The organism is Bifidobacterium tissieri (assembly GCF_002259645.1).
GTDB lineage: Bacteria > Actinomycetota > Actinomycetes > Actinomycetales > Bifidobacteriaceae > Galliscardovia > Galliscardovia tissieri.
Map to the genome: position 1 here is coordinate 50,231 of NZ_MWWV01000001.1, position 16,354 is coordinate 66,584.

The 16,354-nt window shown below is 69.6% G+C and carries 17 protein-coding genes; 9 read left to right on the forward strand and 8 right to left on the reverse strand.

The window, feature by feature from the left end:
• The first annotated feature begins 64 nt into the window (after window positions 1–64).
• A complete protein-coding gene (locus BTIS_RS00260; RefSeq protein WP_158216796.1) occupies window positions 65–1,018 on the forward strand; it encodes a class C sortase in 954 nt (317 codons plus the stop codon).
• 170 nt (window positions 1,019–1,188) lie between these two features.
• Window positions 1,189–3,006 (forward strand): hypothetical protein, encoded by a 1,818-nt coding sequence (locus BTIS_RS00265; protein WP_143248819.1) that lies wholly within the window; start codon window positions 1,189–1,191, stop codon window positions 3,004–3,006.
• 94 nt (window positions 3,007–3,100) lie between these two features.
• Here the strand turns inward: BTIS_RS00265 and BTIS_RS00270 are convergent, their stop codons facing one another.
• Both BTIS_RS00270 and BTIS_RS00275 read right to left on the reverse strand, forming a co-directional pair.
• On the reverse strand, window positions 3,101–3,373 hold the full coding sequence (locus BTIS_RS00270; RefSeq protein ID WP_094661663.1) for a ribbon-helix-helix protein, CopG family: 273 nt from the start codon (window positions 3,371–3,373) through the stop codon (window positions 3,101–3,103).
• Window positions 3,370–3,642, reverse strand: coding sequence for a hypothetical protein (locus BTIS_RS00275; RefSeq protein WP_094661664.1), 273 nt, complete (start codon window positions 3,640–3,642; stop codon window positions 3,370–3,372). Before BTIS_RS00275 ends, BTIS_RS00270 begins: the two co-directional genes overlap by 4 nt.
• Before the next feature lie 284 nt (window positions 3,643–3,926).
• Between BTIS_RS00275 and BTIS_RS00280 the strand changes: the two genes are divergently transcribed.
• The 7 genes from BTIS_RS00280 (at window position 3,927) to BTIS_RS00315 (ending at window position 11,443) form a co-directional block, all read left to right on the forward strand.
• A complete protein-coding gene (locus BTIS_RS00280; protein ID WP_211279407.1) occupies window positions 3,927–4,151 on the forward strand; it encodes a hypothetical protein in 225 nt (74 codons plus the stop codon).
• Window positions 4,152–4,164: 13 nt separating this feature from the next.
• Window positions 4,165–5,010 carry a VirB6/TrbL-like conjugal transfer protein, CD1112 family gene (locus tag BTIS_RS00285; protein ID WP_094661665.1) on the forward strand — a complete coding sequence of 282 codons (846 nt, stop codon included), beginning with the start codon at window positions 4,165–4,167 and terminating at the stop codon, window positions 5,008–5,010.
• 12 nt (window positions 5,011–5,022) lie between these two features.
• Window positions 5,023–5,370, forward strand: a complete 348-nt coding sequence (locus BTIS_RS00290; protein WP_094661666.1) for a PrgI family protein — start codon at window positions 5,023–5,025, stop codon at window positions 5,368–5,370.
• A gap of 14 nt (window positions 5,371–5,384) precedes the next feature.
• Window positions 5,385–7,784 (forward strand): VirB4-like conjugal transfer ATPase, CD1110 family, encoded by a 2,400-nt coding sequence (locus BTIS_RS00295; RefSeq protein ID WP_094661667.1) that lies wholly within the window; start codon window positions 5,385–5,387, stop codon window positions 7,782–7,784.
• 680 nt (window positions 7,785–8,464) lie between these two features.
• Window positions 8,465–9,529 carry a lytic transglycosylase domain-containing protein gene (locus tag BTIS_RS11785; RefSeq protein WP_158216798.1) on the forward strand — a complete coding sequence of 355 codons (1,065 nt, stop codon included), beginning with the start codon at window positions 8,465–8,467 and terminating at the stop codon, window positions 9,527–9,529.
• Between the two features lie 17 nt (window positions 9,530–9,546).
• The gene (locus BTIS_RS11605) at window positions 9,547–10,149 is read left to right on the forward strand and encodes a hypothetical protein (RefSeq protein WP_143248820.1); all 603 of its coding nucleotides are present in this window, start codon (window positions 9,547–9,549) and stop codon (window positions 10,147–10,149) included.
• Complete coding sequence (locus BTIS_RS00315; protein WP_094661671.1) at window positions 10,133–11,443, forward strand: hypothetical protein; 1,311 nt, start codon at window positions 10,133–10,135, stop codon at window positions 11,441–11,443. The genes BTIS_RS11605 and BTIS_RS00315 overlap by 17 nt, the downstream gene beginning before the upstream one ends.
• Window positions 11,444–11,509: 66 nt before the next feature.
• On the opposite strand, the gene BTIS_RS00320 is transcribed toward BTIS_RS00315, so the two are convergent.
• Genes BTIS_RS00320 through BTIS_RS00340 form a run of 6 tightly spaced genes read right to left on the reverse strand, consistent with a single transcriptional unit; the run spans window position 11,510 to window position 16,342 of the window.
• Window positions 11,510–13,303, reverse strand: a complete 1,794-nt coding sequence (locus tag BTIS_RS00320; RefSeq protein WP_094661672.1) for a VirD4-like conjugal transfer protein, CD1115 family — start codon at window positions 13,301–13,303, stop codon at window positions 11,510–11,512.
• On the reverse strand, window positions 13,300–13,737 hold the full coding sequence (locus tag BTIS_RS00325) for a hypothetical protein (protein WP_094661673.1): 438 nt from the start codon (window positions 13,735–13,737) through the stop codon (window positions 13,300–13,302). The genes BTIS_RS00320 and BTIS_RS00325 overlap by 4 nt, the downstream gene beginning before the upstream one ends.
• Window positions 13,734–14,027: a hypothetical protein gene (locus tag BTIS_RS00330; protein ID WP_094661674.1), complete on the reverse strand. Its 294-nt coding sequence runs from the start codon at window positions 14,025–14,027 to the stop codon at window positions 13,734–13,736. Before BTIS_RS00330 ends, BTIS_RS00325 begins: the two co-directional genes overlap by 4 nt.
• Window positions 14,024–14,164, reverse strand: coding sequence for a hypothetical protein (locus BTIS_RS11790; RefSeq protein WP_158216799.1), 141 nt, complete (start codon window positions 14,162–14,164; stop codon window positions 14,024–14,026). The genes BTIS_RS00330 and BTIS_RS11790 overlap by 4 nt, the downstream gene beginning before the upstream one ends.
• A 1-nt stretch (window position 14,165) precedes the next feature.
• Window positions 14,166–14,738, reverse strand: coding sequence for a hypothetical protein (locus BTIS_RS00335; RefSeq protein WP_094661675.1), 573 nt, complete (start codon window positions 14,736–14,738; stop codon window positions 14,166–14,168).
• Window positions 14,735–16,342 (reverse strand): hypothetical protein, encoded by a 1,608-nt coding sequence (locus BTIS_RS00340; protein WP_094661676.1) that lies wholly within the window; start codon window positions 16,340–16,342, stop codon window positions 14,735–14,737. Before BTIS_RS00340 ends, BTIS_RS00335 begins: the two co-directional genes overlap by 4 nt.
• Window positions 16,343–16,354 lie beyond the last annotated feature (12 nt).

The following is a 16,354-nucleotide window of genomic DNA, read 5'->3' on the forward strand; positions in this document are numbered from 1 at the left end:
CCGGCCGGACCGGCCCGGGAGGGGCATGACGGGTAGAGACGACCAACGGGAACAGGGGGGACGAATGGACGAGTTCGACAGGATCATCCATCCGTCCCCCTCGCGCGTCGAGCGGCGGCGCGAGCGGCGCCGTCGCATCCGCGACCGGATCCTCACCGCCGCGACCACGCTCCTGTTCGCCGCGGCCGCGCTCACCGTCGGCGTCCCGGCCACGCAGAGCCTGGGCTTCGCCCACGACCAGAGCCGGGCCACGCAGCAGCTCGCCGCCGCCATGGGCGGCATGGACGCCGCGGAGCATGATCGCATGCTCGCCGCCGCCCGCGAGTACAACCGGCGTCTGGCCCGGTCCGGACAGCCGGTCATCGGCGAGACCGCCGACCCGTTCAGCGGCCACGCCGTCGGGGACTTCACCGGGGGCGACGACCCCGGATACCTGGCCGCGCTCGACACCGGACAGGGGGTCATGGGGTCGATCTCGATCCCCAGGATCGGCGTGGACCTGACCATCCGGCACGGCAGCGGCGAACAGGCCCTGCGGACCGGTGTCGGCCACCTGCACGGCACCAGCCTGCCCGTCGGCGGGCCCGGCACCCACGCGGCCCTGACCGGACACCGCGGCCTGCCCGACGCGGAGCTGTTCACCCGGCTCGACGAGCTGAGGAGGGGCGACCCGTTCTACCTGCATGTCCTCGGCGACACGCTCGCCTACAGGGTGAGCGACATCCGCGTCGTCGACCCCGACCAGGTCGACAGCCTGAGGATCGTCCCGGGACGGGATCTGGTCACCCTGGTGACGTGCACCCCGTACGGCGTGAACACTCAGCGGCTCCTCGTCACCGGTGAGCGCGCGGCCATCGGCGTCCAGGTGCCCGCCGAGGCGGACGCGCCCGGCGACATGCGGCCGGTCCTCGCGGCCGGCTTCCTCCTGCCCCTCGCCATCGGCGTGCCGTGGGCGCGCCACGCCGCGCGCCGCGGGGAGCCGCAACGCCATTCCACCAGAAAGGAAAGCAGCAAATGAAAGCAATGACTTGGAAACGGCCGGCCGCGGCCCTGGCGGGGATCGCGTGCCTCGCCATGCCGCTGGCCGGCCTGACGGCGGCCGCGCCCGCGCAGGCGGCGGATGCGCCCGCCTGCTCGGGCTACGACCGTCCCGCGGGCAGCGACACCGACCTCAACGTGAGACTGCCCGTGTGCGACACCAGCCTGCCCGTCGACGTCACGCCGGCCGGGCAGACCGTCGGCGGCCAGATCCACGGCAAGTACACCAACTTCGAGTTCGACACCCAGTCCATCGACATGGGCTCCGTCCGCTTCGACCAGAACTGGACCTCGGGAGACAGCGGCATGGTCGACGCCGCGATCGAACAGAAGGTGCCCACCAGGATCGGCGCCACGTTCACCGTGCCCGACCTGGGCACATGGATCGCAGGCAACGGCCTGCCCCAGAGCGTGAGCGCCCGGTTCACCGTCACCGAGTGGAACGGCGGCTCCGTCCGCTGGTACCACAAGGATGGTAGCGGCGGCACGGTGTACGAGAAGGGATTGACCTTCGTGTCGGACGGCGGCATCAAGCTCCTGCAGTGCGCGAACGGCCAGCCCACCGGCTGCGGGACCGGCTATCCCAAGGACGCGCCCCAGCCCGCGTTCGACGCGTCCAAGCGGCTCGGCCTGACCGTGAGGGTCGATTTCCTCGACTCCAAGGGCGATCCGATCCAGGTGAGCGGCTACACGACGTTCGAGAACCTCGACGGCGACAGGTACGGCATCTGGTGGGGCGGGGACCCGGACAACATCAAATGGGAGCCGTACATGCATGTGGGCGTCGAGCCGCTCAAGGGCTTCGACCGTCTGATCCTGCCCTCCACCGGCACGTCGACCGGCGACCTGACCCGGTTCGGCCGCAACGGCGTCGCCGGCGACAGGACGTTCGCCTACACGTACAGGGCGGGCTACCCGGACCCGAACAACCCCAACCAGGTGTACGGCCACAGTGACGTCACCAGCGATAAGGCGCTGGCCGACTCCAGCCAGGCGGCCCACCGGTTCGCCGCGCTCTTCGACGCGTCCAGCCTGACGTTCAGCTACACCTCCGGCCAGGAGGGCGCCATGTACATCGGCTCCGACGCTATCGAGCAGGACGGCGTCCACCGGGTGTCATGGACCGCCGTCGACCAGAACGGCAATCCGCTGCCCCAGCTGTCGGGCCAGTCCGGCGGGTTCACCGACGCGTCCGGCAGGACGCTGGACGCGGCCGCCGTGAGGTACGGCACCCAGTGGCGGCTGACGGCTCCGAAGGCGCCCGACGGGTACACGCTCGAGAAGGTCGACGGCGACGTGACCTCCAGCAGCCCGCAGGATCCGGGCGCGGTCGCGTCCGGCACCATGGGCCCGCGCGACCAGGCCGTGGTCCTGCACTACCGGGCCGCCGCCAGCCGCATCGACTTCCAGCCCGGCGACACGCATGTCACCGGCACCGTCCGGCCGCTCGACGGTCTCTACGGGGACGAGGCCACCCTGCCCGACGCGACCGGATACGTCTGGGCCCACCACACGTTCACCGTCTGGAAGGCGCCCGACGGCGCCGAGCACCGCGCCGGCGACAAGCTCTCCTACCCGCTGGGCGGCGTCACCCTCACCGCCCAATGGCGCACGTGGACCTACACCATCCACTATGACAATGGCGCCACGGACGCGGCCGGCGACATGGCCGACCAGCCCATGACGTTCGACACAGCCGGCAGACTCACCGCCAACGCGTACACGCGCCAGGGATGGCGGTTCACCGGCTGGAAGGGGCCGGACGGCACGATCCTGAAGGACGCGCAGGAGGTCACCGACCTCGCCGCCGCCGACGGCGAGACCGTCACCCTCACCGCCCAGTGGCAGCGCGTCGGCACCAGCACCCTGCCCTCCACCGGCGCGGCCACGGGCGCGGGCGTCCTGCTCGCGTCCGGGCTGCTCACGGCCGGCGGCCTGATCGCACGCCGCATGCGCCGCAGCCGGTAGGCGCACCGGCAACGATGAGACGGGCCCGTCTCTCCCCGTTTTCCATGGGGAGCGACGGGCCCGTTTTCCATGCCCGAGGACGCGGCCCGGCCGGTCACGCGTCGGCGAGCAGGGCGTCGTCGACGGCCTGGCGCAGGAACTGGCTGCGGGTCTCGCCGTTGCGTCTGGCCCGCGCGTCGATGGCGTTGACGCGGGACCTGGGCAGGCGGAACGAGATGGTCTCCAGCTCCTCGTCGTAGATGCGCGGCCGGCCGGGGACGACGGGTCCCACGCCGCCATCCCAGTCGCCGGATTCGTATTCCGCGGCCATGTGGTCGAGCTGTTCGTCGGTCACGTTGAACAGTCTGTTGATCTCGTTCCGGTTCATGATCTCCTCCTTGCGGCTCCGAGCTCCTTCATGGTCTTCTTCGTCGGCGGCGTCATCGCGTGGTAGACCAGCCACTGGCCGGCGTCGTTGTGGACGGAGACCATCTCGAGCAGACGCCCGCGGCCGTCCATGCCGATGGACACCCATGATCCGCTGCCGTCGTCCCGCGGCGCCGACAGCAGCACGTTGTCCCAGGCCGTCAGCACGTCGTCCTCGTCGACGTCCGGGTGGCGCTCGTGCACGCGGGGATGGACGATGATGCTTCTCATTGGCGGCGGACCTCCATACGTTTCGCAATACGAAATCGTATTACATAATTGCCGCCATGTCCACATGCCCTCCGTCTTTCGTGGTTGCGGTATCGGGGTATCGCGGTGTCGGATGGCCCCGTCGTTCCAAACTCGGCCTGCGGTTTTCGGGGTTTGATGGTTGGCGGCGGCCGTGTGCGCGGTCGTCGAGTCGAATGAAAGGAAGTGTCATGTTAGGTTTTGATCCCAGTGAGGCGGAGCTGCTGTCGGGCGCGTTGCCGCGGGCGGCGTCCGCGGACGCGCCGGTGGTGCTGGCCGCGGCGGACGGCGGCGCGTTGACGAATAACGTTCTGGATCTGTTCGTCACGGCCGCCACGCTTGGCGGCGGCGCGTGGACGGTGTGGGGCGCGATCACGTTCGCGGCCGGTCTGAAGGACCAGAACGGCCCGCAGACGCAGTCTGGCCTGTGGCAGGCGGTGGGCGGCATCGTGATCCTGGCGGCCGCGCAGCTGTTCAAGGCCCTGGCCTGACGGGTGGCCGCGCATGGAGGATTGGCTCATCGGCCTGCTGAACACGATCGGCAACGGCGTGTCGCAGGATATGGTGTCCCGTCTGCTGCAGACGCCGGCCGATTTCAACCATGACCTGTATGACCTGTCCCTGCGTGTGGCGGATACCGCGGTGAAGCCGATGGCGAGCATCGTGCTCGCCATCGTGTTCTCGATGGAGCTGGCGCGCGTGTCCACGAAGGTGGACGCGGATCGCGAGCTGGGCATGAAGATGGTCGCGGCGGCGATGCTGAGGATCGCGATCGTGTTCACTTTGGCGCAGAACAGCGAGCTGCTGCTGAAGGCGGTCGACGAGCTGGGCTCGTCGATGATGTCGGGGTTCACGTCGGCGGCGCCCACGGAGGGGGCCACGTCCACGATGGGTCTGGGCGACGCGATGGCGGATCAGATCAAGGATGCGGGCTGGGCGGGCCAGGCGGCGTGCATGGTGCTGCTGATCATCCCGTTCGTGGTGTCGCAGGCCGCGTCGATCGTGTTCACGGTCGTGATCCTGCTGCGGTTCGTCCAGCTGTACATGATGACGGCGTTCAACCCGCTGCCGATCGCGTTCTGCGCGCACGAGGAGACGAAGGCGTGGGGCATCGGCTATTTCAAGCAGTACGCGGTGCTGGTGTTCCAGTGCGCGACCCTGTATCTCGCGGTGATCGTGTATCGCACGTTCGTGAAGAACGTGCTGACGATGGACGGGTTCAAGGAGGGTGACAGCCTGCCGGGGTGGATCATCTCGAATTTCGGGAATCTGCTGCTGGCGTCGGTGCTGCTGATCGGCATCGTGATGGTCGCCAACGGGGTGGCCAAGAAGCTGTTCGGCGGCGAGTAGGAGGTTTTTCGCATGGCTTTGCAGATGCCGGTGTACCGGGAGATCAGTTCGATCGAGTCGAAGGTGTTCCTGGGCCTGTCGTGGCGTCAGCTGCTGGCGGCGGTCGTGCTGGCGGTGGTGTGCGGCGGCGGGTATCTGCTGTTGTGGATCGTGGCGGGGCTGCCGTCGGATCTGTGCATGTATCTGGTCTTTCCCCCGGGCATCCCGATCGCGATGTGGGGGTGGTGGCGTCCCCGCGGTCTGATGCCGGAGCGGTATGCGCGCTACCTGTGGCGGCATTACGCGCATCGGAACGTGTACCTGTTGGATGGCCCGTCGCGCCGGTTCGTCACCCCGGCCCGGCCGTCGTTGAAGGAGTAGAAGGAGTAGAGGGTATGTTCGGTTTTCCCGGGTCGAAGGGCGGGGACGGCGCCGAGGATCCGCGTGAGCGCGAGCGGCGCAGGGCGCGGAGGAGCGGGAGGATGCCCGCAAGCGTGAAGACGCTGATCGGGTTCGATTCGATGCTGCGCAACGGGATCGCGTATCTGGGCGACGACCGGTGGAGCGCGTCGATGTCGTTCACGGACATCAACTACCAGCTGGCGCCGGAGCGTCATCAGATGGAGATCATCGACCATTGGGCCAAGATGCTCACCGGGCTCGAGGGCGGCCAGGACATCCAGATCGGTTTGTACACGCGCACGCGCGGCCTCGACGACGTGCTGAGGGACATCCGGATGGCGGACCGCGGCGACGGGCTGGACCGGTGGCGCCACGACTACAACGATCTGGTGGGCTCGAAGCTGGAGGCGGCGTCGCGCAACACGGAGACGGTCAAGGTCCTCACGCTGACGGTCGAGGAGCATGACCGGGACATGGCGGTCAACACGCTCAACGGCCTGTGCAATTCGGTCGCGGCGCAGCTCAACGCGATCGACGGGTGCCGGGCGACCAGGCTGACCCGCGAGCAGCGTCTGGCGCTGATGTCGGAGATCCTGCGTCCGGGCGAGGATCTGCGGTTCAACGAGCGTACGTTCCGTCATCTGCAGGGCCGGCCGGATGTCAAGGATCTGGTGTGCCCGTGGATGATCGACGCGTCGAGGGCGTCGACGCTGCGCGTGGAGTCGCTGGATTCGGGGTTCTGGCATCGCACGCTGTGGATCTCGGGCCTGCCCCCGGAGCTGTCGGACCAGCTGATCAACGAGCTGACGGGCCTGCGCGCGAGGGTGAACGTGAGCGTGCATCTGGCGCCGTACGATCGCGGCGACTCGATGACGATGGTGCGGCGCAAGGGCGCGGAGATCAAGATGCAGGTGATGGAGACGCGCCGGCAGAACCGCCGCCAGGGCCTGGACCCGGACGACCTGCCGGACGATCTGGCCGACCAGCAGACGCAGATCGGCGATCTGCGCGACGAGCTGCGGCGCACGAACCAGCGTCTGGTGAACGCGATGATCGTGATCGGCGTGAGCGCGGACAGCGAGGAGGAGCTGGAGCATGCGGTCAAGCAGGTGCGCACGCGAGTCAACGCGCAGGCGTGCAAGGCGGAGTCGCTGTCGTACATGCAGATCGAGGGTCTGGTCGCGGAGCTGCCGCTGGGCAACAACCCGCTGCCGATGCGGCGGACGCTGACGACGAACTCGTCGGCGATCCTGATCCCGTTCACCACGCAGGAGGTGTACGAGCCCAGGGGCATCTTCTACGGGGCGAACACGAAGACGGGCAATCCGATCGTCGCGGACCGTCGCGCGCACATGAACTCGAACGGGTTCATCCTGGGCACGTCGGGCGGCGGCAAGTCGTTCAGCGTCAAGCAGGAGATCGGCTCGATGTTCCTCAACCGCGACGACGACGTGATCATCATCGACCCGGAGCGCGAGTATCTGGCCCTGTGCCACGCGTTCGGCGGGCAGATCGTGGAGATCAGCGCGGGCGGCCATCAGTGCATCAACCCGTTGGACATCGTGCTGGACGAGACCGGCGACGTGGATCCGATGAAGACTAAGACGAACAACCTGGTGTCGATGATCGGCTCGCTGGTCGGCGGCAACACGGGCCTGACGGCGGTGGAGAAGAGCCTGGTGGACCGCTCCGCGCTGGGATTGTACGTGCGCTGGCGTGATTCGGGCTCCCCGCTGCAGCCGACGCTGGGGGATCTGCGCGACGCGCTGGAGGCGACGGGAGAGGATGCGGGCCATCTGCTGGCGGTGAGCCTTGACGCGTACACGTCCGGGTCGCTGTCGGGCTTCTCGGGCCAGACGAACGTGAACCTGGACAACCGCATGACGGTGTTCGACGTGAGCGCGCTGACGGGCGAGCTGCGCACGTTCGGCATGATGGTGATCATCGACCAGGTGTGGAACCGCGTGCTGCGCAACCGCGCCGCCGGCCGGCGCACCTGGCTGTACGTGGACGAGTTCCACCGGTTCTTCTCGAACGGGTACGCGTCGAGCCAGTTCCTGGACATCTACAAGCGCGCCCGCAAGTACGGTCTGGGCGTGACGGGCATCACGCAGAACATCGAGGAGCTGCTGATGGACGACGGGGCGAGGCTGATGCTGTCGAACAGCGATTTCCTGATGCTGCTGACGCAGAACGCGTCGGACGCGGACGAGCTGTGCTCGCTGCTGAAGCTGTCGGACGAGCAGCGCTCCTATTTCACGAACGTGATGCCGGGCCAGGGCCTGATGAAGATCGGCCCGGCCTACGTGCCGTTCGACGGGCGTATCCGTGACGACAGCCTGCTGTACGGCCTGTACACGACGAGCTTCGACGACAGGGAGGCCGCCAGGTGAGCGGCGCGGCCCCCGCGCCATCCCCCACGACGGCCAGGCCCGACGCCTCCGGCCCCTCGGCCACGGTCTCCGGCGGGTCCGGCGCGTCGGCCGGGGCGCAGGTGGTGCCCGACGGGCAGATGGTGGACCGCAAGCCGGGCAAGCGCCGCGTCTCGCGCGCGGTGGGCGCGACGGTGCATCGCGTGTGGTCGGCGTCCGCGGACCGGTCGGACGCCGCGTCGTCCATGGGCGTGGACTCGGTCGGCCTGTCGGTGTCGGTCGCGTCGAAGCCCGTGGGGGCCGCCGGCAGGGCCGTGGGACGCAAGGCGGCCCGGGCGGCCGGCTCGAGGATCCGCTCGTGGGTCGGCGTGTCGCAGAAGGTCGAGGAGACCGCCAGCCGCCGGATCGTGATGATGAAGAAGGCCGGGCGGGCGTCCAACCGCATCGGGCGCGCGGCGGGCGGCGTCGTGCACGACGTGCGCAACCGTCTGACCGCCGAGGACACGGACGTGACGTCGAGGATCGGCGCGTCGGCGCAGAACCTGGCGTTCCGTTCGGCCACGACGGGCACGAGGGGCGCCGTGAAGGGCGCCGCGTTCGCGGTCAGGCACCGCCACGCGCCGGCGAGGGCCGCGCAGGCCACGGTGAACGGGGCCCGGGGGATCGCGTCGGCCGCGGCCCGGGCCGCCAATGCGGCGCGCATGGCGGTCACGCGCGCGATCGCGGCGGTGTCGGCCGGGTCCGCGCCGATGGTCCTGGTCGTGGCCGCGGTCACCGCGGTGGCCGTCGTGCTGGTCGCGATCCTGTCGTGGCTGCCCCTGTCGAAGGACCAGAGCCCGACGGTCATGGGCGGCGACGTGCAGAACGTGCCGGCCGAGTACGTGGAGGACGTCAAGCGCGCCGGCGCGATCTGCGCGACCGTGACCCCGGCCGTGATCGCCGCGCAGATCGAGGCGGAGTCCAACTGGAACCCGAACGCGGGCAGCTCGGCCGGCGCGCAGGGCATCGCGCAGTTCATCCCCTCCACCTGGGCCACCCACGGCAAGGACGGCGACGGCGACGGCAGGGCCGACGTCATGAACCCGCACGACGCGATCTGGTCGCAGGGCAACTACATGTGCGAGCTCGCCAACGGCGTGGCCGGCCTGCAGTCGGCCGGACGCGTCTCGGGCGACCCGCTGGCGCTGACGCTCGCCGCGTACAACGCCGGCCTGGGCGCGGTGGTCACCTACCACGGGATTCCCCCGTACCGGGAGACGCAGGCATACGTGCAGAAGATCATCGGCCGCGTCCCCTACTTCCAGGCGGCGGGCGAGGGGTCCGACGGCGCCCAGAAGGGCACGCTCTCCCCGCCGATGATCATGAAGCAGGACGGCTATCATGTGGACTTCACCGCGATGGGCATCGCCGCCACGAGCACGACGTACGAGCTGTACCAGTGCACATGGTGGGCGTCGCAGCGTCGCGCGCAGATCGGCAGGCCGGTCGACCCGTACATGGGCAACGGCGGGCAGTGGAACGAGAAGGCCATGGCCCTGGGATACCCGGTGTCCGGCGCGCCGGCCCCGGGCGACGTGATCGTGTTCGAGCCTGGCGTGCACGGCAGCAGCAGGGTCTACGGGCATGTGGCCGTGGTGGAGAAGGTCAACGATGATGGGTCGATCCTGATCAGCCAGTCGGGCACCGGCTGGATGGCGGTGGTCACGGAGACCATCAGCGCGCAGTCGCTGGCCCAGATGGGCGCCGGCATCAGCTTCATCCACTAGGACAGGAGAGGAATCGCATGTTGGATGATGACAGGAGGTTCAGGCGTCGGGTCGCTCTCATGGCGGTCGGCGTCGTCGCGGTGTTCGCCGTGCTGATCGGCATGGCGGCCGGGGGTCCGACGTTCGAGGAGACGTTCGGCGGCCAGGGGGCGTCGCCGTCCGCGTCCCCCTCGGCGTCGGGTCCCGCCACGGCGTCGCCGTCCGCGTCGGCGTCCCCCTCGGCGTCGGCGTCCGCGTCCGCGTCGCCGGACGGGGTCCGGGGCGTGGAGGCGGACGGCGCGGCGGCGGCGTGTGACGCGATGGCCGCGGACGCGGTGCGCGCGTTCGTGACGGATTCGCCCGACCGCGAGGCGTCGCTGCGTCGTCTGTTCACGGACGACGCGCAGGGCCTGTCTACCCCGGTGTCGGCGCTGGCGGGGCAGGACCCGTCCGCGGACTACGGGACCGGGCTGATGGACGGGTCGGCGTCGACCGCGGTGTGCAGCGTGTGGAACGGCGGCGAGTCGCCGTGGATCGTGTCGCTGCGCAGGCAGGACACGGGCCGGTGGATGGCGACCGGCATCCAGGGCCCGTACGACCAGTACGTGATGGAGGATCCCGGCGATGCGGCGGATCGATGAGACCACGCCGGCGGCGGACGGCATCCCGCCGTCCACGCCGCCGGATCGCCTGTACGCCATGGCCATGGACATGGACTGGCGGGACCGTCTCGACGAGATCGCCGCGCATCCGAACTCGTGGCCGGCGTTGAGACGGTGGGTCAACCGGGCGCGGCGCGTCGGGGTCGATGTGGCGGGCAATCCGCCGGCCCCGCCCGGCTGGGTGCCGCCGGTCCCGCATCGAGATCCCGGCGACGTGCGCGACCTGATGCTCGCGGACACCTCGGCTATGCTCGGACTGCGGGCCGACGGGCCGGAGCCGCCGCGCGAGGCGCGTGTGGGAGTCGGCGTGGCCGGGCATGGCCCGGTCATGGCGCGCCCGTCGTGGGATGATCTGATCTCGGGTCGCTACGGGGAGCGGCCCGCCGCAGGGGACGAGCGCGTGCGTGTGAGCATGGGCTCCCGCCTGCGCCGCGTGCTGCCGGTGGTGGCGGTGGTCGCCCTGGTGGCCTGCGGCGTCGGCGCCGTGGCGTTCAACGCGTCGCATGGCGGGGCTCCCGCGCCGGCCCCGGGCATGCCGCAGGTCGCGGCCAGCCCCTCCGCGTCATCGGTTCCGCAGGGTTGGGACGACGTGCGCGGCGAGGCGGCCGCCCTGGCGGTCAGGGTCGCGGCGAGCCCGGTGGCGGACGACAGGCAGGTCGCCGACCGGCTGACGGCGATGCGCGCGCTCATGGACGATGGATCGCATCCGGTCGGGCGTCTGGACGAGGCGCGCCGGGATCTGGCGTCGACGTGGGGCACGGTGATGGACGCGCGCGCCGATGAGACGGGCTCCGCCCTGGCCGACCTGATCGGCCGCGCCGACGGGATGGGCGACGCGCCGGCCGGGCCCGACCGCGACGAGATGCGCCGTCTCGCGGACAAATGGCGCGGCGTGGCGGTCGACCGGTCGAACCTGGCCGAGGCGATGGCCGCGCGCACGCGTCTGGACCAGCTCGTCGCCGTCCTGTCCAAGTCCGCCGGGCAGCCGGCCGGCGGGGCCTCGCCGAAGCCCTCCGGCTCCCCCGTGTCGAAGGGGAGGGACGCGTCGGCGGATGCCGGGCGTACCGGTTCCACGCCCGTCGGAGGGTCGGATTCCGGGACCGGTCCGGCCGCCGGCGGCGATGGTTCGCCGTCCGTCGCGGGTTCCGGTTCCGGAGCGTCGGGCTCGTCGGACGGGGATCGGACGGTGGTGCCTCCGGCCGGTTCGCCGGGCTGGGATGTGCCGGGCGATGAGGTTCCCGATGTGTTCCCCGACGTGGATCCGAGCCTGTGACGCATGACGCGGCCCCCGCGTCCGTCTCCCCTCTTTTCCGGGGTGCGGGCGCGGGGGCCGTTTTCGTCATTCGGATGCCTTGCCGTGTTTGTCCTTCCCGTCGGTCTTGCGGGGAAGGGGCCGGCGTGGCCTCCAGCCTTTGGAGTGCTTGAGGGTGGACCGGCCCGCGGCGCGGGGCGTGGCGCCGGGGCGGATCTTGTCGGAGAGGAACGGGTGGACGCCGCGCAGCATGTACACGCATTTGGCGTTGTCCATCTGTGCGAGTTCGTCGGGGGTCATGAGCTCGCGGCCGGTCCGGCGGTTGCTGATGGTGAAGCTGCCGCTGGCTCCCTTGCTCTGGCTGGTGTCGCGCATGTCGATGGTGGCCTTGCCGAGCTGTTTGGAGATCCATTCGGTCGTGGTCTGCTCGTTGCCGCCGAGGAAGAGGATGCTGTCGCAGTTGCCGATGATGGTCTCCCATTGCTTCTCGTACATGGCCTTGAGCTGGGCCATGGTCTGCAGGATGACGCTGACGCTGATGTTGCGTGACCGGATGGTGCTGACGAGCGTGTCGAAGTTGGGGATGCGGCCGACGTTGGCGAACTCGTCGAGGAAGCAGTGCAGGGGTGTGGGCAGGGCCTGTCCGTCCATGCCGCGGGTGCGTTTGATGACGTTGTCGAAGAGGCACTGGTAGAAGATGGCGGCGATGAAGTTGAAGGTGCGGTCCTCGTCGGGCAGGGCGAGGAAGATCGCGGTCCGGCGGCCGGTCTCGCCGATGTGGTCGATGCCGATGTTGTCGGTCTCGAGGATCTTGCGCACGTTGACGACCTGGAGGGGTGCGAGGCGCACGCCGATGGAGATGATGATGGATTTCTTGGTCTCGCCGGCGCCCTTGCTGAAGGGCGTGTATTGGCTGACGACGAATTTGAGGCCGCGGGCGGTGCGTCCGGTCTCCTCGTCCCAGTCGTCGGGGCTGGCCTCCCATTCCCTGACGAGTTCGCGGGCGGCCTGGATCTTGATGTCCATTTCGCTCATGCGGGTCTCGTCCTCCTCGCTGGCCTCGAGGTCGTCGGTCAGGTCGAGCACGCCGGCGAGGTTGCGGTGCTTGTCGTCCGCGGTGTAGTAGATGTAGCCGATGAGCGCGGTCAGGAGGCTTTTCTCGCTTTTCTCCCAGAACTGGTCGCCGCCGTTGCGCGCCTCGGGGTTGTTGGTGTTGTCGATGATGTTGCCCACGAGTCGCATGATGGCCACGTCGGCCTTGTCGGGGTCGATATATTTGAGCGGGTTGAACGTGGTGCTGGTGGTCAGGTCGATCAGGTCGAGCTTGTGGATCTCGTATCCGGCGTCGGCGAGCCGGCGGGCGCAGCGGTCGTGGAGTTCGCCCTTGGGGTCGGTGCACACGTAGTCCATGCTGGCGTTGGCGATGTTGGGCAGGACGTAGCCGCTGGTCTTTCCGGAGCCGGAGCCGCCGATGACGATGGTGTTGAGGTTGCGGCGGGTGGCCATGGTGTCGAGGCTGAGTCCCTCGCTGGCGGTCATCTGGAGGTTCTGGCGGCGGTCCCTGTCGGTGTAGGGGGCCATCTCCTCGGGTCTGGCCCAGCGGGCGGAGCCGAATTCCTCGCCGTCGCGGTAGTTGCGTCGCATGCTCCATTTGTAGAGCCAGGCGACGCCGACCAGGAACATGCCTGCGATGCCGCCGAGCAGGCTGTCGCGGTCGAGGCCGATGCCTGTGGGGTGCGCCAGCGCGGCGGTGACGGCGTTGATGGTCTCGTCCGGCGTGGCGCCTGCCGCGATGGATGTGGTGATGGCGTGGGTGATGACGTCGCCGGCCCATAGGCCGAGGATCATGGTGAGGATGATGGGGAATGCCTTGCGGATCATTGCTTCCTGTCCTTCTTTCGCTTGCTGTTGCGGATTCGTTCCTCGCGGCGTCTGAGCTCGTCGAGGAATTCGCCGAGGTGTCGCCTGTCCGGTTCGTGGCCGATGGCGGGGATCTCGACGGTGGGGGTGTCGTCGGCGTCGGGGGCCGGCTCGCCCGGTTCGTCGGTGCTCGGCGTCTCCTGTCGTGTTCCGTCGTCCGGGGTGGGGTGCGTCCGTGCGGGGATGTCGATGATGAGCAGGCATCCCTTGCCGATGCCGTTCTCGGCGTGCACGGCGATGGGCGCGGACGCGTGGGCGGTGGCTAGGAGGAGCCTGCCGATGGTGGTGTCGGGGTCGATGCCGGCGTCGGTTCGGGCGCCGGTGTCGTGCAGGAGCCGGCGTCCGGTCTCGTCGCCGATGCAGGTCTCCGTGCGCCGGTCGGCGATCCCGGTCATGGCGTGGCCTCGTCGGGGTCGTGGCTCAGGTCGAGGGCGATGGTCTCGATGCGGATGTCAGGCCCGTCGTCGACGTGGCCGCGGATCATGATCGGGGTGCGTCGCGCGGCGTTGTGGCGGGCGAGGTTGTCGAGGTGGCTGGCTCCCCTGGCGGTGCCTGTGATGGTTTCGGGGCCGTCGGCGGTGCGGATGCCGATCGTGAGCCGGGCGGTCTGCGCGGCGTCGTCGATCTCCGGGGTTCGGGCGAGGCGTCCCTCGATGAGGATCAGCCGCCGGATCGTGTCGGTCATGATTCGTCGTCCTCCTCCCGGTCCCGGGATCGTCCGCCATGGTCGTCCCTCGGGGTGTCGCAGGCCAGTCCGGCCAGGGCGAGGATGATGGCGGGCAGGAGGAGCATGATGTAGGCGATGGGGTTTCCGGCCGTCATGTCAGTGTCCTCCGTTCCGGCTCCGGCTGGATCGGCGGATCGTGCCGTGGGCCTCCTCCCGGTCGGGGTTGTCGAGGTCGGGCTGGTCGGGCATTTCGGTGCGGTCGGCCATGGCGTCGAGCGTGGTCATGGTCTCGGCGTCGATGCTTTCGTCGCGTGCCGCGTCGATGATGTCGTTGCGCCGGCTCCAGACGAGCTGGTCGGCCTGCGCGCGGGTGAGTCCCTCGAGGTCGCCGTCCTCGTTGACGCGCACGCAGTCGTCCCGGTCGGGGTTCCATCCGCCGTACCATCGCGCCTCCTGGATCTGCGCGTCGCTCATGGTGCGTTTGAGGATGGGCATGGCGGTGCGTGAGTCGAGCGTGCGCAATTGGGTGATGGGGTCGTCGATGGGCCGGCCCTCGCCGAGCCGGTCGGCGGTCTCGTGCAGGAGGCGGAGGTTGCCGGGGGTCGGTTTGATCCTGTCCGGGTCGTTGATGCGCCGGTCCGGGATGGTGCGCCGGTTGTCCTCCCTGTCGACGGTGGGGTTGCCGGACCGTCCGGTCGTGTGGCCGGCGCCGCTGGTCGTGGTGGTCATTCCTGTGTCTCCTTCTGGTCGTGGGCTTCGGGCGCGAGGTAGCGCAGGGTCAGTTCCGTGGCCTGTCGTAGGTCCCTGGCGTTGGGTGTCGGGGCCTGCGGGTGGCTTGCCGTGTAGCGTTTCGCCGCCGTTTCGACGAGTCGTTCCACCGCGTCGCGCGTGCGTGCCGGGTCCGTCCGGTGTTCGTTGCCCGTGATGATCCGTCTGGCCTGCCGCCATGTCCGGTCGTCCTCGGCGAGCTGTCTGGCGACGCGGATCGCGGTGTCGGATGGCCCCGATGCCGGCTCGTCGTCGCCCGTGGTCGCGGCCGGCGCGTGGTCGCGTACGGGGCGTGGCGTGGTGAGCGCGGTCTTGACGGCGGTGCACAGGGCCCATGGGTCGGCGACGGTGAGGGTCCTGCGTTCCGCTCCCCTGCCGTGGAACAGTTCTATGGGTTCGCCTGGGCGGAGGCGGAGGTTGACCGGACGGCCGTCCCGCCGTTGGCGTCGGTTGGCCTGGGTCATGAACCGGTCGGCGCGCCATCCGCTGACGTCGGTGCCGTGGATGGTGGTGCCGGCGGGCATGACGACGATCATCTTGGCCCATTCGCGTCCGTCTCGGCCCTTGCGCGTGTAGGGGCGGGTCAGGTCGGCGGGGATGTTGACGTTGGGCCAGGTGTCGCGGCGTCGTTCGCGTGCGCGGGGCTGTGGCTGCGGCGCGGGCGCGGCGAGGCGGAGGGCCTGTCGTTCCACGACGGTGCTCCAGCTGGCGGCGCTCCGGCCCGCGGGGGTGAGGATGCGGGGTGCCTGCCCGTCGTGCAGGAGGCCGGACTGTCCGATGGCGTGGACGGTCGGGGTGTCGGTGACGCCGCCTTCCCGGTCGCGCAGGCGCTGGTAGTCGTCGTGGATGGTGCGGCTGGCCCGTTCGAGCGACGTGTCGTCGTCCGCTGTCGGCTCCGTTGGCGGTGTCGCCTCGCTGGATGCGATGGTGGTCATGGCGGGCCCGTCGCCGGTGGTGTCGTCGTATTGCAGGTGCGTGTACCGGTAGGAGGTGGCCTGGCCGTCGGAGTGCGTCCATTCGATGATGTGCAGGTCGTAGCCGTTGGTCTCGAGGTACCAGGCGCAGGGTCTCGTCGTGTGGTCGAGCCGCCAGCGGAGCATCGCCGTGCGGACGCGGTCCGGGTCCGAGGCGAGCACGGAGCGGCCGGCCCGGTCGAGGGCCTGCTGCCATCCCATGGCCGGTGGCCTGTCGCCTCCGGGGATGGTGATGGTCGCGGCCGTGCCGTAGGGCAGGCTGCCGGAGCGGTCCGGGTCGGCCCCGTCCCATTGTCTGATGTGGTTGAGCAGCTGGGCGCGGATGCCGTGGTCCGGGTCGGCGGGCAGCGCGGTGGCGGATTCGAGGGTGGTGTCCTCGTCGCCGATGTGGTGGCGGCGGATGATGGTGTCTCCGGCCTCGTGGGCGATGCCGAGCTCGTCGACGCCCGCCCGGTCGGCGACGGACGCGGTCCAGAGCGTGTCGCCGTGTTCGGCCCAGGCGAGTGTCGGCCAGGGCGTGGGGTCGTTGATCCCGTTGATGGTGTCCTGGATGATGGCGGTGCGGCGGATGAGTTGCTGTTCCTCGTTCATGGTGTTCCCCCT

Coding starts and splice junctions, on each gene's coding strand:
- BTIS_RS00260 (WP_158216796.1), top strand. CDS start 65: ATGGACGAGTTCGACAGGATCATCCATCCGTCCCCCTCGCGCGTCGAG.
- BTIS_RS00270 (WP_094661663.1), bottom strand. CDS start 3,373: ATGAACCGGAACGAGATCAACAGACTGTTCAACGTGACCGACGAACAG.
- BTIS_RS00275 (WP_094661664.1), bottom strand. CDS start 3,642: ATGAGAAGCATCATCGTCCATCCCCGCGTGCACGAGCGCCACCCGGAC.
- BTIS_RS00285 (WP_094661665.1), top strand. CDS start 4,165: ATGGAGGATTGGCTCATCGGCCTGCTGAACACGATCGGCAACGGCGTG.
- BTIS_RS00290 (WP_094661666.1), top strand. CDS start 5,023: ATGGCTTTGCAGATGCCGGTGTACCGGGAGATCAGTTCGATCGAGTCG.
- BTIS_RS00295 (WP_094661667.1), top strand. CDS start 5,385: ATGTTCGGTTTTCCCGGGTCGAAGGGCGGGGACGGCGCCGAGGATCCG.
- BTIS_RS11785 (WP_158216798.1), top strand. CDS start 8,465: ATGGCGGTCACGCGCGCGATCGCGGCGGTGTCGGCCGGGTCCGCGCCG.
- BTIS_RS11605 (WP_143248820.1), top strand. CDS start 9,547: ATGTTGGATGATGACAGGAGGTTCAGGCGTCGGGTCGCTCTCATGGCG.
- BTIS_RS00315 (WP_094661671.1), top strand. CDS start 10,133: ATGCGGCGGATCGATGAGACCACGCCGGCGGCGGACGGCATCCCGCCG.
- BTIS_RS00320 (WP_094661672.1), bottom strand. CDS start 13,303: ATGATCCGCAAGGCATTCCCCATCATCCTCACCATGATCCTCGGCCTA.
- BTIS_RS00325 (WP_094661673.1), bottom strand. CDS start 13,737: ATGACCGGGATCGCCGACCGGCGCACGGAGACCTGCATCGGCGACGAG.
- BTIS_RS00330 (WP_094661674.1), bottom strand. CDS start 14,027: ATGACCGACACGATCCGGCGGCTGATCCTCATCGAGGGACGCCTCGCC.
- BTIS_RS11790 (WP_158216799.1), bottom strand. CDS start 14,164: ATGACGGCCGGAAACCCCATCGCCTACATCATGCTCCTCCTGCCCGCC.
- BTIS_RS00335 (WP_094661675.1), bottom strand. CDS start 14,738: ATGACCACCACGACCAGCGGCGCCGGCCACACGACCGGACGGTCCGGC.
- BTIS_RS00340 (WP_094661676.1), bottom strand. CDS start 16,342: ATGAACGAGGAACAGCAACTCATCCGCCGCACCGCCATCATCCAGGAC.